General features: G+C 58.9%; 7 protein-coding genes and 5 pseudogenes. 10 read left to right on the top strand and 2 right to left on the bottom strand.

Features of this window, described 5'->3' with window-relative positions; translation table 11 throughout:
- Nucleotides 1–327: 327 nt before the first annotated feature.
- From MTX21_RS34160 to MTX21_RS34175, 4 genes are all read left to right on the top strand, one after another.
- On the top strand, nucleotides 328–1761 hold the full coding sequence (locus MTX21_RS34160) for an MmgE/PrpD family protein (RefSeq protein ID WP_280968910.1): 1434 nt from the start codon (nucleotides 328–330) through the stop codon (nucleotides 1759–1761).
- Between the two features lie 401 nt (nucleotides 1762–2162).
- A complete protein-coding gene (locus tag MTX21_RS34165) occupies nucleotides 2163–3767 on the top strand; it encodes an ABC transporter substrate-binding protein (RefSeq protein ID WP_280970883.1) in 1605 nt (534 codons plus the stop codon).
- A 202-nt stretch (nucleotides 3768–3969) separates the two neighbouring features.
- Nucleotides 3970–5340: a CapA family protein gene (locus tag MTX21_RS34170; RefSeq protein ID WP_280968911.1), complete on the top strand. Its 1371-nt coding sequence runs from the start codon at nucleotides 3970–3972 to the stop codon at nucleotides 5338–5340.
- 226 nt (nucleotides 5341–5566) lie between these two features.
- A complete protein-coding gene (locus MTX21_RS34175) occupies nucleotides 5567–6724 on the top strand; it encodes an IS110 family transposase (RefSeq protein WP_280968912.1) in 1158 nt (385 codons plus the stop codon).
- Between the two features lie 499 nt (nucleotides 6725–7223).
- Here MTX21_RS34175 and MTX21_RS34180 read toward each other — a convergent pair.
- Nucleotides 7224–7645 (bottom strand): annotated as a pseudogene (locus tag MTX21_RS34180) (IS5/IS1182 family transposase); the annotation flags it as partial.
- Between the two features lie 48 nt (nucleotides 7646–7693).
- Between MTX21_RS34180 and MTX21_RS34185 the strand changes: the two are divergent.
- From MTX21_RS34185 to MTX21_RS34210, 6 genes and pseudogenes are all read left to right on the top strand, one after another.
- Nucleotides 7694–8569: pseudogene (locus MTX21_RS34185) on the top strand (oligopeptide/dipeptide ABC transporter ATP-binding protein).
- Between the two features lie 206 nt (nucleotides 8570–8775).
- The gene (locus tag MTX21_RS34190) at nucleotides 8776–10155 is read left to right on the top strand and encodes a CapA family protein (protein WP_280968913.1); all 1380 of its coding nucleotides are present in this window, start codon (nucleotides 8776–8778) and stop codon (nucleotides 10153–10155) included.
- Between the two features lie 211 nt (nucleotides 10156–10366).
- Nucleotides 10367–10960: pseudogene (locus MTX21_RS34195) on the top strand (transposase); the annotation flags it as partial.
- A pseudogene (locus tag MTX21_RS34200) lies at nucleotides 10917–11063 on the top strand (hypothetical protein); the annotation flags it as partial. The pseudogenes MTX21_RS34195 and MTX21_RS34200, both read left to right, overlap by 44 nt.
- Nucleotides 11064–11308: 245 nt before the next feature.
- Entirely contained in the window at nucleotides 11309–11674 is a 366-nt protein-coding gene (locus MTX21_RS34205; RefSeq protein WP_280968914.1) for a hypothetical protein, read from the top strand.
- Nucleotides 11675–11863: 189 nt separating this feature from the next.
- A complete protein-coding gene (locus tag MTX21_RS34210; RefSeq protein ID WP_280968912.1) occupies nucleotides 11864–13021 on the top strand; it encodes an IS110 family transposase in 1158 nt (385 codons plus the stop codon).
- A gap of 499 nt (nucleotides 13022–13520) precedes the next feature.
- Here the strand turns inward: MTX21_RS34210 and MTX21_RS34215 are convergent.
- Nucleotides 13521–14759: pseudogene (locus tag MTX21_RS34215) on the bottom strand (IS5 family transposase); the annotation flags it as partial.
- Between the last annotated feature and the right edge of the window lie 109 nt (nucleotides 14760–14868).

Below are 14868 nucleotides of genomic sequence, written 5' to 3' on the forward strand. Positions count from 1 at the left end.
TAGCGAGCCGGACGCGAATCCTAGACCGGCAGAATAGGCGTTCATTAAGCAGCGTGGGTCTTTAACGATGAGCGCTCAATTGATCATGGGTCTAACTTCGACTAGCATTCAAGCTGAACTTGGCCCAGCACAGCCCGGCCGACAAATAAGGTGTAAGCTTCAGATCCTAGGATCAGCGGCCGAATTTCGGCTGCATGAGCCACTAAATTCGATGAATTCGGCGTCAAGTGGCGGCTATTTTATTCTGCCGAGTGCGCTGAACGCTCGGTCCAACTTGCTTCGCGGCGGGACTTCCTTCGCTGCAGCGGTTTCGCTCGGAGTTTTTCGATGGATGTTACGTCTACCGATCTGACTGGCGCTCTTGCTCGGTTTGTCTCGACTCTCGACTTAGCTGACGTGCCATCTGATGTGAAAGCTGACGCTCGCCGTCTTCTGCTCGATTCGGTCGGTTGCATATTGGCGGCCGCGCGCACGCGGATGGCCCCGATCGTCCACGGACTGGCTGAATTTTTGGGAGATGGCAATGCGGCATCCATCGCGGGCCGCAAACAACGCGCTAGTCTTGCGGGGGCGGTATATGCCAACGGGCGTCTTGCGAACTGTATGGACCTGGATGAGACGTTCCCGGTAGGTCATCACTTCGGCGCAGGCGCGGTCGTTGCCGCGCTGGCGCTAGCGGAGCTACGCAAAGCAACCGGCTCGCGGTTCCTGCAGGCCTTGATTGCGGGATATGAACTGGGTGGGCGCGTCGCAAGTGCGTGCGGGGCGCACATTTTCAGCAAAGCTGGTTCTGTTTCCCATTTCTCTGTGTCGACTGTCCTCGCGGCTGCGGGCGTCGGGATTCAACTAGAAGCTCAGGATGAGGTTTGGGCTCGGCAAACACTTGGCATAGCCGGTTCGAACACTCCGCTACCGAGTATGTGGCCGGGCAAATCAATGGATTTGCCGGATTCCAAATACCAGGATGCGGGTTGGGCCGTGCTTGCCGGCCTATTTGCGGCTCGGTCAGCCACCCTTGGCGCAACTGGCCTTTCTGCTATTTTTGACGGCGAGCGCAGTCTGATCAAAATGTGCGGCACGGATTGTTTCGACCGGGATGCGCTGGTCGGCGACCTTGGTTCTCGATGGATGCTGCCCGATATTACTTACAAGCCATGGCCGACGTGCCGGTGGATGCATCAGCCGCTCACCGCGCTGGTTGCGGCCGCTTCAAAAGCAAAAATCGATCCTCAGCAGATTGAAAGCATCTTGATCGGCACCAATGTGTTGGTATCTGGTCCCCGCTTTTGCAATCCTAAACCGCGCACCTGGGTTTCACGGCAGTACAGCTTTCCTCACGCTGTAGCGATGGTGCTGCTCGGTATTCCTGTGGGGCCCGCATGGTTGGACGATGCGACTGACGATCTCCAATACGTCAAGGAATTGCGAGAAAAGGTTCGGGTCGAACCCTGGGATGTTGCTAACGATTATCGGAGCCGAATCGTGCGAGGGCAATTGCGCAATATGCCCGCTCGCATTACGATTTTGATGCGTGACGGCACGCGACTTGCGACTGAAACGGACTTCGCGCTGGGCGATCCGTGGAAGAGCGACACGGCATACGGTGACGAACACGTCATCGAAAAATTTCGCGTTGTAAGCGGGCTGTCGAAAGCGCGGGCGGACCAAGTGATCCACGCCATACTGAATATCGAAGCACAACCAGACGTCGAACCTATTGTGTCGGTGCTGCGCGACCCTGGAGAAGTTTTCGGCCGGTGAAGGTTAATCGCCGGTGCGGATCCGTAATACGCGCAGAATGCACGTAAAACGTGCGTCATGGTGGTCTCCTAACAGATCTCTTTGGGCGGTGGTTGAAACCGCGACTTGGCGCAGAATTACGCTCAGGAGAACGCTGCAGGCGAGCTGTAGGTCGCAATGCACCAAGGCAGCGGGATGTCCGGCGCATGCGGAAATCCGGCGGGATTGGTGCAAAAAAGACGCAACTATCCGGCTCGGGGTGGGAACTCGCCATAAAACTGCAGGCAAGCTCCAATAGCATTCGAAAACCGCCGATCCAGAGTCGCGTGTGCAAGATTTGGGTCGGGCAGAGCCTGACGACAATTCAACCAACAAGTAGACGCGATTCGACCGCACAGTCGACTCAAGAGAGGAAGGGAGCCATGGCAATATCTCGACGCAAGCTCATTAAGGTCGGGGCGTCTGCCGGGGCGGCTTTGTCGATTCCTTCAGCCCTATGGGCGCAGGCGGAGCCCGCCGCTGCGCGGACCGTCCGGATGGTGATAGGGAGCGGTGACCTCCGCGTCTTCGATCCGATCTTTACCGCGGCATATGTCACCGCCAATCATGGGTTGGCGATCTACGATACGCTGTTCTCGCTTGATTCCAGATTTATGCCGCAGCCGCAAATGGTGGCCAGCTGGGCCGTTTCCGACGACAAGAAGACCTACACATTTCAGCTCCGGGATGGTCTGAGCTGGCACGACGGCGTCCGTGTCACTGCGGCGGACTGTGTGGCCTCAATCCGTCGATGGGCCGAAGTGAATCCCGGCGGACAGCTGATGATGGCACGGGCCAAAGATATTTCAAAGAAGGACGACAGAACCTTTACGATCACGCTTAGGGAGCCTCTGGGCCTTCTGATTGATATCCTGGCGAATATTGCCACGCCCTGCCTGTTCATCATGCGCGAGAAGGATGCGAGTCGTCCCGCAACAGAGCAGGTCACCGCGAACGTTGGGTCTGGGCCGTTCAAGTTCAATCATGCTCTTGCTAAGCCGGGCGCCAACTTCACTTACGATCGCAACGAAAACTACGTGCCGCGGAAGGAGCCGGCGGACGGATTGGCGGGCGGAAAGGTCGTCAAGGTTGATCGTATGATCTGGGACAATATCGCCGATCAGCAGACTGCTTTCGCTGCTTTACAGGCGGGCGAAATCGACTTTTTTGGAGCGCCGCCACTCGATCAACTCTCGACGATCAAGAGCGATCCCAATCTTGAGCTCCAGGTTCTGAATAAGGGGGGCAACGACTGGTACCTGCGCTTAAATTTCCTACAGAAGCCGTTCGACAATGTGAAGGCACGTCAAGCGATACTGCACTTGATCGATCAGGATGCGTTCATGCGCACCGAGTACCCGCCGGAATACATCAGCGCCGTCACTTCGATATTTGGTACCGGATCGGTCTATTCGAATGATGAAAATACGGGGTGGCATAAAAAGGGCGGCGATCCAGAAAAGGCAAAACAACTTTTCAAGGAAGCCGGATATTCGGGCGAGAAGGTTGTAATTCTTCAGCCTACGAACATATCTTTCATAAACAACGCGTCGCAGCTTCTGGCTGCATCCCTGCGCAAGATCGGAGTGAATGCCGAACTCGCACCAAGCGACTGGGGCGGAGTTGTTGCGCGTCGGCCAATCAAGGCGCCGGTTGAAAAGGGTGGTTGGAGCATCTTCATCTCGAGCGATTCCGATTATTCGCTGGGCAATCCGATAGGCAACATCACCTTGGCAGCGAATGGCGACAAGGCGTGGTACGGGTGGCCGAACAACGAAGAATATGAGGCTCTGCGGGAGAAATGGGCAGATGTCGAAACGCTCGATGAGCGCAAGGAGCTGGCCCGTAAAATGCAACGAGTCTTTTGGGATTTTGTCGGTTTCGTTTTCTTGGGGAAGAGTGTATCGCCAATCGCGCACCGCAAAACGCTCACAGGCGTCATTGGAATGCCGACTCTCGTTCCAATGTGGAACATGCAGAAGGCCTGACGTGTAACGGCCACTTCATTTGCGGCACGACTCTCGTGGATGATCGGTGTCACGCTGGTCCTGTTCTCCAGACTGTCGTCCGGCGATCCACGAGGTGCCAGCTGCTCGCTGCCATGCACATGGCGACAGATCTGTTGATCAGAACGGCATTACAGCAACAACAAAGTAAAAAGTCCGTAGAAAGTTGCCGCTGGAGAAAGTTATGGAATTCCATTCACACGACAACGGAAAGCAGGACGATGGTTATGATGCTGTCGCTTCGATTGAGACGAATGTGGCGGATGGCTTCACAATGGTAGCAATCGGCGACCTCATTGTCACACGGCCGCTGACGAAATATCAGGGAGCAAGCTTCGCCGCCGTTGTCAAAATTCTCCAGAATGCCGATGTCACGTTCGGCAACATGGAAACAAACATCTTCGACATCCGATCGTTCAAGGGAAGTCCGCAGGCTGAGTATGGCGGTGCGTATCACGTGAGCTTACCAGAACTCGGCCCCGATTTGAAAGCGATGGGATTCAACATCCTGGGTCGTGCAAACAACCATGCCCTTGACTGGGGCGTTGAAGGGATGCGCGAGACGAGCCAAGCGCTCGATCAGAACGGGATCGTGCATGCAGGCACTGGCGAAAACCTCGCACAAGCGGGCGCCGCCCGCTTTCTAGAGACGCCACGCGGTCGCGTCGCGCTGGTATCGTTTGCTTCATCTTTCACGCCGCTATCTCGTGCCGCCGATCCAGCTGGAGAGGCACCAGGCAGAGCAGGTGTAAACCCACTTCGTTTGGCGAAAACCACCATTGTTTCGCCGGAGATGCTCGAGAGCTTGAGGCGGATACGCAATGCATTGCCCGGCTTCAAACCCAGCCGCGAGGATCCAAACCGGGTCGTGCTCTCTGGAATGACATACAAAACGGGCGACATCGCCAGCTACAGCTACGAAGCCGATCCGCGCGATCTTGCCAGCATCTTGCGAAACGTTCGTCAGGGCAAGCAGTTCGCCGACTTCTGTATCGTTACGAACCACGGTCACCAGCCCGGGAACTGGTATCAGGAGCCACCTGACTATGAACAGTCGCTTGCACATAGGCTAATTGACGCCGGAGCGGACGCATATGTCGGGCATGGACCGCACCAATTGCGAGGAATCGAGATCTACAAGAGCCGGCCGATCTTTTACGGCTTGGGCAATTTCATCATTGACGACCTCCGGACGCCCGTGGGGGCTGACATGTTTGCTGCTTACGGTAAGGATCCACGAATCGACACAGACGCCGAAGTGACAGCCGGCGAGATGACAAGAGGGTATGAGACGGATCCAGGATTGTCGGACCCAGTCTTTTACGAGAGCATAGTGACGGTCAGTCGTTTTGAGCAGAATCGGCTTGCTGAATTGCGGCTCTACCCGATCGAACTCGACCGCTCCAAGAGGCTTGCCAACCGCGGAGTCCCGCGGCCCGCGCCTGCGCCTCAAGCAAGAGGCATTCTGGAGCGTCTACAGAAGCTCTCGAAACCGTTCGGAACTCAGATCGCCATTGTGGATGATGTTGGAATTATCATTGTGGGGCGGGGATAACCTGAGATCGGTTACTCGAGCTGCTCTCCCGCAGGGACGAGATTGGAGTACTCGTCCGTTAAGAGGGCGAATTGAGCGGGGCGGGACGGCTGAACGTGCGCCATAGCTGGAGCAGGATGAGGCACAAGAGTTCTCTGAGCCAGGCGAGGATGCGGCGGAAGATACTATGGGGTGACCGGCAAAGGCGTGAGAGTATTGAGGCTGGTCATGAGCAATGGAGCACCCCATGCAAAAGGCAAACGATCTCGGCCGGTCTTCCACGGTCCTGGAACAAGATAGCACGCTGATCGCAGTCATTGAGATGAGCCTCTCAAGCTGGCTCGTCGCTGGAATCGTTCCCGGGTTGGATCGTCATCCGTTGAAGAAGCTTGGCGCCGACGAAGACGCGCTGCTCCAGTTGCTACACCGCTGGCGCGAGGAGGCGACAAAGTGTGGGCACGCGATCACACGCATAGCGGGCGCCTTTGAGGCGGGGCGCGATGGTTTTTGGCTGGCTCGCTGGCTGCGGGCTCGTGGCGTCGAGGCCTTCGTTATCCACTCAACAAGCGTCGCCGTCCCCCGCGAACACCGGCGGGCTAAAACCGATCGGCTCGACACCGAGCATTTGAAGCGCGCTCTGCTCGGTTGGCTACGCGGCGAGCCGAACCATTGCCAAATGGCAGCAATCCCTAGTCTCGATGAAGAGGACGCCCGGCGTCCGAACCGCGAGCGTGAGAACCTTGTCAGCCAACAAACCAGCATTGTCAATCGATTGAAGGCATGCCTCATTCGCCTGGGTATTCGCAATTTCAAGCCGACGTTGCGTTATGCGTCAGAGCGACTTGAGACGCTGCGCACGCCGGAAGGGGTGCCTCTGCCGCCCAACACTGTCGCCGAGATGCGCCGGGACATGGCACGCCTTCGCCTCGTCAGGGAGCAGATCAGGGAGATCGAGGCGGCTCGATTACAGCGTTTGCAGGTTTCCGAGAGCGGAGCGCACGCGATGGTCAAATTGCTGGCGCGCATCATTGGCGTTGGAATCGAAACAGCGGACATGCTCGTGCATGAGATCCTCTCCCGGCAATTGAGAGATCGCAGAGCAGTCGCGCGTTATGCGGGCCTCACGGGCGCTCCTGATGAAAGCGGCAAGCGAAGACGGGAGAAAGGCCTTGCACGCGCCGGCAATGCTCGGGTACGGCGTGGGATGATCCAACTGGCCTGGCGCTTTCTCCTTTTCCAAAAGGACAGTGCATTAGCCCAATGGTTCCGCACTCGCGCGGCCGACGCGCGCGGCGCGCGCAAGACCATGATCGTGGCGCTGGCGCGTAAATTGCTCATTGCATTCTGGCGCCTGACGACGACAGGCGAAATACCTGTAGGGATCAAGTTGCGCCCGGTAGCATGAACGCGAGACAAGACACCTCGATTGGGGCTTTGGCGAAGCAACCGCTAAACCCTGATACTCCGAGGTGGCGGTGACCCGAGCCACAACTTGGTCCATATGACCTCGCGGAAGAATGGGCCCGCTGCCCGAGCTTCGCTTGCGATGCGCATTGCTGCATCATGGTCGAAGATTGCGTTCGACCGCATACAAGTACGCGGCGCGATGGCCCGCCGGATATTGCAAGCTCCCTCGGAATGTCTCTCAATCGCCATGCCATGGAGAGTTCGTGGTTACGCCCTGCCGCCCGACCATGCTCAGGCCCACCAAGGGGGATGGGCCCCCCTCTCCGCCGCCATCGCTCGCCAGCGCTGCGCTTTGGGGCAAGCGAGCGACGGCGGCTCCGAGGGGATGGCTTCGTCGGGACCCCAACGATCAATTTGCTGAACTTGACGTCACACGACTGCCCCACCCAAAGGAAAAGAATTGCCTAAGAGCTCTTGACAGGAAACACCCCATACAAGTTGTGGCCGACGGCTGAGAGGATGACGTTAGCCGCATCGCCCGGCGCGGGCCTTGAGGTAGCCGCGGCCGAGGTGACCATCGGCCTTCAGGTGTCCGATGATGGTTCGATGGCGGAGCGGCGCAGCTCGCGCTCGATGACACCGGAGACGCCGCGCTTCTGGCCGGAGATGAAGGTTCGTCGGGGGGATTTTGTGCGTCGTGGCCGCGGTATCTCTTGTCGACCTAGGCCCGCTCGATCGCGCAGCCGGTGAGTGTCATCGGTGCGGCCGATGACGTCCGCAAGGTGTGACCGTCGTACGGGTTATCGGGTAGCGCCCTGGGTTGCAGCACGAACAGGCCACCGGGAGAACGGCGGTTGTTGGTGACGATGGAGGCTTTGACGCCGAACTCGTAAGGCGCGGCTGCTTTGCCCTTGCCGATGTCCCGGCCACGCTGCGGCTTGCTGGCGTTCCGAAGAGGTCTGAGCGCATGAGCAATCCGGTGCTGAAGGTCGTGAATCTGACCAAGCACTATCCTCTCGTCACGGGATTCCTGAAGACTGGTCCGGTGGTGCGGGCGGTAGAGGACATCTCATTCTCTGTTTCAGCCGGCGAGACGCTCTGTATCGTCGGCGAATCCGGCTGCGGCAAGTCCACCGTCGCGCGGCTCCTAATGCGGATCTCGAATCGACGGGCGGGCGCGTGCTGATCGAGGGCACCGACATTGCGGGCTTGAAGACGCACGCGTTGCGGGGCACCGGATGCAGATGGTCTTTCAGGACCCTTACTCGTCGCTGAATCCGCGCCTTACCGCCGGACAGATTATCGCCGGGCCGGTCGATAATTTTGAGCGCCTTGCGGCAAGCAGCGCCACGTACTTGCCGCGGACCTGGGTATCCCCTTTGTCTTTATCTCGCATGACCTGAACGTCGTGCAGCGTATCGGTCATCGCGTCGCAGTCATGTATTTAGGGCGGGTCGTGGAGCTCGCCTCATGCGAAACACTGTTTGCTAAGCGGGTCCATCCCTACACGGAGGCGCTTATATCTGCGGCTCCCGTACCCGATCCGACGCGGGTTCGTTCGGAGGCCCCGGTGGAAGGTGAGGTGCCAAGTCCCATCTATCCGCCGCGCGGGGGCGCCTTTCAGCCGCGCTGCCCACTCGCGATCGAGCGTTGCCGCGTCGCACTGCCGCCTTTGGTACCAATGCCCGATGGCCGGACCGTGGCCGTGCGCGCACCCGCGAAGGCAGCGCTAGCCGAGCAAACCGCAACCTATTGTTCTTCCAGGCAGACGGCTCAGCCTCAGATTCTTCTCTCAGGAAAGTTGGAGAAGCCATTGAAGCCACTCGGCCTCAAGGATATTTAATTTGCCTCCATGTCGTAGTCACGGTTGGACCATCAGAAATATTTGAGTTTGAGCTTTAGTGCCGCTGGTATTGGTGGGTGTCGCAACGATCAAAGCGCGTCTAAAGTCCGAGGGATCCATATTCGGTGTACAATGCTGATTAGTCATAGGCTGGCAAGCAGAGCGCAGATGACTTTCCATGGGCGAATCGACGGATTGGAGACCCTATGAACGGGCACTCAGACCAGGTTTCGTTCCGGCGGGCTGCGGGTTATGATACAGCCGGCTCGATTGCAGCGAACGTGGCGGACGGCTTCACGATGGTAGCGGTTGGCGACCTGATTGTGACGCGGCCTCTGACTAAGGGCGGCGATCAGGGCTTTAACGCAATAGTCAAGATACTTCATGACGCCGATGTCACGTTTGGCAACATGGAAACCAACATCTTTGACGTGCGGACGTTCAAGGGTAGTCCGCAGGCGGAATACGGCGGTGCATATCACGTTAGCCTTCCAGAACTCGGACCTGACTTGAAGGCCATGGGTTTTAACCTCGTCAGTTACGCGAACAACCATACATTTGACTGGGGCATTGAAGGCATGCGCGAGACCAGCCGTGTGCTCGATCAAAATGGAATCGTCCATGCGGGAGTTGGCGAAAACCTCGCGCAGGCCCGTGCCCCTCGTTTTTTGGAGACCTCGCGCGGTCGGGTCGCACTAATCTCTTTTGCAACGACGTTCACGCCGATGTCTCGGGCATGCGATCCGGCTGGCGGCGCGCCAGGGCGGCCCGGGTTGAACAGCTTGCGTCTGATGAAAAGCGTCGTAGTTCCAGAGAATATGCTCGATAGCCTAAGACGAGTAGCGAGCGCATTGCCCGGCTTCAGCCAAACCTTCAGGGAATTGGATGCCGTTATGCTAGCTGGCGTAACATACAGGGCGGGGGCTAAAGCTGGCTACAGCTTTAAACCCGACCCTCGCGACGTCAGGGCAATCCTTCGAAACGTGCGACAAGGCAAGCAGTTTGCCGATTTCTGTGTCGCCACCAATCACGGCCACGAGCCTGGCAATTGGAGTGAGGAGCCGCCCGATTACGAACGATCGCTTGTTCATCGGGTAATTGACGCTGGAGCCGACGCATATGTTGGGCACGGGCCGCACCGGCTGCGGGGTATTGAGATCTATAAGGGCCGCCCCGTATTTTATAGCTTGGGCAACTTCATTATGGATGACCTGAGGACGCCCGTTGGCGCAGACATGTTCGATGCGCACGGCAAAGATCCCCGATCCAACACGGATGCTGAGGTAACGGTTAGCGAAATGTCAGGAGGGTATCGGACGGATCCGGGTTTTTCCGATCCGGTTTTCTACGACAGCATCGTCACGGTCAGCCGATTCGAGAATAACCAGCTCACAGAGTTGCGGCTTTATCCAATTGAACTTGGTCACTCAAAGAGATTTGCCAATCGCGGCGTCCCTCGCTTGGCGCCTGCGCCGCAAGCAAACGTCATATTGGAACGCCTAAGGGCGCTCTCGCAGCCATTTGGGACCGATATCGCAATCGAGAATAATACCGGAATGGTCAACCTGCAGCCGAGCTCATCATAAGTATTAGTCTTACTGAGTCAGAAAGCCGCGATCTGGAGGGTTGAGAATCGGATATCAAGGGAGATTCAGCGAGGTCGAGGAGGCCGAGATGGATCGCCGAGGAAGAGGAACCAGCGAGACGCGATTTTCGGCTTACTTTGATAGCCTTGTGAGCGTGATCGGGCCTGCCGATCGCGAGCGCCCATTTCGGGATTATTGCACGGGGTTGTTGATGCCCTGTGAACGCAAGAGCGTAGAGCCGATGGCAGCAGTGACGGCGCCGGAGCGGACTGCGGCCCAACACCAATCGCTACTGCACTTCATCGGTGAAGGACGGTGGTCGGAGAGAAGGTCCTGGCCAAGGTGCGGGAGACAGTGTTGCCTGCGGTCGAACGTAACGGACCGATCGAAGCCTGGATCATCGACGACACGGCGTTCCCCAAGAAAGAGACGCATTCTGTGGGGGGCACGCCAGTATTGCGGTCAACTCGGCAAACAGGCCAATTGTCAGGTCGCGGTGTCCCTGTCGGTTGCCAATCATCATGCCAACTTGCCGGTGGCCTATGGGCTCTATCTGCCGGAGGTTAGGGCCTCCGACGCTGCCCGCTGCAAGAAGGCCGGCGTGCCCGACCAGATCGTCTTTCAAACCAAGATCGAGATCGCGCTCGACCAAATCCGCGCAGCCTGCGCCGCGGGCTTGCCGCGTGGCGTCGTTCTGATTGACGCCGGCTACGGCAATGACAGCGAGTTGCGCGCCGCCCTCACTGCGCTTGAGCTTTCCTATGCCGCCGGCATTCTCTCGAGCACCACAGTGTGGACGCCCGGCACGGGGCCTTTTGCCACCCAAGCCCTACGTGCCCGGCCGCGGACGGCCGACCAAGCAGCTTCGTCGCGATGCGAAGCATCAACCGATCAAGGTCAAGGATCTTGCCTTGAGTCTTCCGGCCAAAGCTTGGCGGACGATCGCTTGGCGCGAGGGAACGAACGAGCCTCTCAAATCCCGCTTTGCACGAGTGCGCATTCGCATTGCGCGGCGCGACTTCAATCGCAGCGAGCCTTGGCCGGAAGAATGGCTTCTCATCGCGTGGCCCAAAGGTGAGAAGGAGCCGACAAGTACTGGCTGTCGAGCCTCCCGCCCGACATCGGCCTTGACCATCTCGTTGATCTTGCCAAGTTGCGCTGGCGCATCGAACGCGACTACCAGGAACTTAAGCAGGAGACTGGTCTTGACCACTTCGAGGGGCGGGATTGGCGCGGCTTTCACCATCACGCCACGCTCTGTATCGCCGCCTACGGATTCCTGATCTCCGAACGGGAGACGATTCCCCCCTCAGGATCTCATTCCTCCGGCCGTTCAAAAAATCTCCGCTTCCCGAAAATTACCGGCCAAGAGGTTCTGCCGCTCAGGACCGAACGTCATATCCCCAACTCGATCGCAACAATGCGACGCCGCTTGAGTGTCGCGCTCCTCAGCCGCATGCAAAGGTGTCCTTGCTGCGTCCGGCTCATCAAAGGGCGCGACCCGCCGATCCACTTATGACACAGTAAGATTTGTCGTCCGTTAAGAAGGCGAGTTGAGCGGGGCGGGACGGCTGAACGTGCGCCATAGCTGGAGCAGGATGAGGCGCAAGAGTTCTCTGAGCCAGGCGAGGATGCGGCGGAAGATACTATGGGGTGACCGGCAAAGGCGTGAGAGTATTGAGGCTGGTCATGAGCAATGGAGCACCCCATGCAAAAGGCAAACGATCTCGGCCGGTCTTCCACGGTCCTGGAACAAGATAGCACGCTGATCGCAGTCATTGAGATGAGCCTCTCAAGCTGGCTCGTCGCTGGAATCGTTCCCGGGTTGGATCGTCATCCGTTGAAGAAGCTTGGCGCCGACGAAGACGCGCTGCTCCAGTTGCTACACCGCTGGCGCGAGGAGGCGACAAAGTGTGGGCACGCGATCACACGCATAGCGGGCGCCTTTGAGGCGGGGCGCGATGGTTTTTGGCTGGCTCGCTGGCTGCGGGCTCGTGGCGTCGAGGCCTTCGTTATCCACTCAACAAGCGTCGCCGTCCCCCGCGAACACCGGCGGGCTAAAACCGATCGGCTCGACACCGAGCATTTGAAGCGCGCTCTGCTCGGTTGGCTACGCGGCGAGCCGAACCATTGCCAAATGGCAGCAATCCCTAGTCTCGATGAAGAGGACGCCCGGCGTCCGAACCGCGAGCGTGAGAACCTTGTCAGCCAACAAACCAGCATTGTCAATCGATTGAAGGCATGCCTCATTCGCCTGGGTATTCGCAATTTCAAGCCGACGTTGCGTTATGCGTCAGAGCGACTTGAGACGCTGCGCACGCCGGAAGGGGTGCCTCTGCCGCCCAACACTGTCGCCGAGATGCGCCGGGACATGGCACGCCTTCGCCTCGTCAGGGAGCAGATCAGGGAGATCGAGGCGGCTCGATTACAGCGTTTGCAGGTTTCCGAGAGCGGAGCGCACGCGATGGTCAAATTGCTGGCGCGCATCATTGGCGTTGGAATCGAAACAGCGGACATGCTCGTGCATGAGATCCTCTCCCGGCAATTGAGAGATCGCAGAGCAGTCGCGCGTTATGCGGGCCTCACGGGCGCTCCTGATGAAAGCGGCAAGCGAAGACGGGAGAAAGGCCTTGCACGCGCCGGCAATGCTCGGGTACGGCGTGGGATGATCCAACTGGCCTGGCGCTTTCTCCTTTTCCAAAAGGACAGTGCATTAGCCCAATGGTTCCGCACTCGCGCGGCCGACGCGCGCGGCGCGCGCAAGACCATGATCGTGGCGCTGGCGCGTAAATTGCTCATTGCATTCTGGCGCCTGACGACGACAGGCGAAATACCTGTAGGGATCAAGTTGCGCCCGGTAGCATGAACGCGAGACAAGACACCTCGATTGGGGCTTTGGCGAAGCAACCGCTAAACCCTGATACTCCGAGGTGGCGGTGACCCGAGCCACAACTTGGTCCATATGACCTCGCGGAAGAATGGGCCCGCTGCCCGAGCTTCGCTTGCGATGCGCATTGCTGCATCATGGTCGAAGATTGCGTTCGACCGCATACAAGTACGCGGCGCGATGGCCCGCCGGATATTGCAAGCTCCCTCGGAATGTCTCTCAATCGCCATGCCATGGAGAGTTCGTGGTTACGCCCTGCCGCCCGACCATGCTCAGGCCCACCAAGGGGGATGGGCCCCCCTCTCCGCCGCCATCGCTCGCCAGCGCTGCGCTTTGGGGCAAGCGAGCGACGGCGGCTCCGAGGGGATGGCTTCGTCGGGACCCCAACGATCAATTTGCTGAACTTGACGTCACACGACTGCCCCACCCAAAGGAAAAGAATTGCCTAAGAGCTCTTGACAGGAAACACCCCATACAAGTTGTGGCCGACGGCTGAGAGGATGACGTTAGCCGCATCGCCCGGCGCGGGCCTTGAGGTAGCCGCGGCCGAGGTGACCATCGGCCTTCAGGTGTCCGATGATGGTTCGATGGCGGAGCGGCGCAGCTCGCGCTCGATGACACCGGAGACGCCGCGCTTCTGGCCGGAGATGAAGGTTCGTCGGGGGGATTTTGTGCGTCGTGGCCGCGGTATCTCTTGTCGACCTAGGCCCGCTCGATCGCGCAGCCGGTGAGTGTCATCGGTGCGGCCGATGACGTCCGCAAGGTGTGACCGTCGTACGGGTTATCGGGTAGCGCCCTGGGTTGCAGCACGAACAGGCCACCGGGAGAACGGCGGTTGTTGGTGACGATGGAGGCTTTGACGCCGAACTCGTAAGGCGCGGCTGCTTTGCCCTTGCCGATGCACTCCACCTCCGGGCGTGGAAGGAATAAAGCTTGAAGCCTCGCTGGCGCTGCTGCTGCGAGCGGATCTGCGAGGCCCGGCTGAGAGGGAGGGCGAACGTGTTCTCAAGACAGCCTGACCTTCGATCTTGCGGCGGATATCGCGGATGATCCGGCCCAGTCGGCTACGCAGGATGCGCAACTGCCGCTGATGCCGCTTGAATTGCTTGGCATGGGCGTAGCGTCCCGCCATCATTGTCGCGGTTTTGGCAATGCGAAGATAGGACTGCCGCGGCTTGACCCCGTGCTTCCTCGCCAGACGGGTTGATCCCCTTGATCGCCGCGTGTAAGAGCTTGGCATCGGTCGGGAAGGTGATCGCCTTCGGCTGCACGGCGGTATCGACTGTGACCCGCTTGAGCTCCTGGCTGCGTAACGCGCCTCGTGTGCCACCCGCAAGTTCTCGGCCAGCAGCAGCTCCAGCTTGTCGCCGAGCCGCTTGCGCCAGTGGCTCAGGTCCGAGCGCTCGTGCGGGAATGCGTGCTGGAAGAACTCTTCGCCGGTGAAGTATTGGAAATATGGGTCTTGGACCCAGCGCTCGCACACCCCCTCATCGGACAGTCCGTAAATGTGCTTGAGCAACAGCCCGATCATGAAGCGCGGCGCGATCCCGGGCCGACCATTCTCGCTATAGAGCGGCGCGATCTCGCCGTCGATCCTCCCAATCGACCTTGCCGGCGAGCTGAACCAGCTCGTGCTTCATATGGATCATTTATCCCGCCTGGCCCGGAACAGATCGCCCGATCCCGTCGTCGTGTGCTTCTTCGGTCGCGTCGCCACCTCCGATGCGACGACGGAATCATGGTTGGCGAATCGACCGAATCCTGAAAATGAAATTGCAAGGTTACGACGCCCGAAGCATCAAAGCCCTGCAAACGCAAAACAGTCC

It is taken from the genome of Bradyrhizobium sp. ISRA430 (genome assembly GCF_029909975.1).
In the GTDB taxonomy this organism is placed as follows: Bacteria; Pseudomonadota; Alphaproteobacteria; order Rhizobiales; family Xanthobacteraceae; genus Bradyrhizobium.

Excerpts from the sequence above, each read along its gene's own strand:
- MTX21_RS34160 (WP_280968910.1), top strand. The coding sequence starts at position 328 with ATGGATGTTACGTCTACCGATCTGACTGGCGCTCTTGCTCGGTTTGTC.
- MTX21_RS34165 (WP_280970883.1), top strand. The coding sequence starts at position 2,163 with ATGGCAATATCTCGACGCAAGCTCATTAAGGTCGGGGCGTCTGCCGGG.
- MTX21_RS34170 (WP_280968911.1), top strand. The coding sequence starts at position 3,970 with ATGGAATTCCATTCACACGACAACGGAAAGCAGGACGATGGTTATGAT.
- MTX21_RS34175 (WP_280968912.1), top strand. The coding sequence starts at position 5,567 with ATGCAAAAGGCAAACGATCTCGGCCGGTCTTCCACGGTCCTGGAACAA.
- MTX21_RS34190 (WP_280968913.1), top strand. The coding sequence starts at position 8,776 with ATGAACGGGCACTCAGACCAGGTTTCGTTCCGGCGGGCTGCGGGTTAT.
- MTX21_RS34210 (WP_280968912.1), top strand. The coding sequence starts at position 11,864 with ATGCAAAAGGCAAACGATCTCGGCCGGTCTTCCACGGTCCTGGAACAA.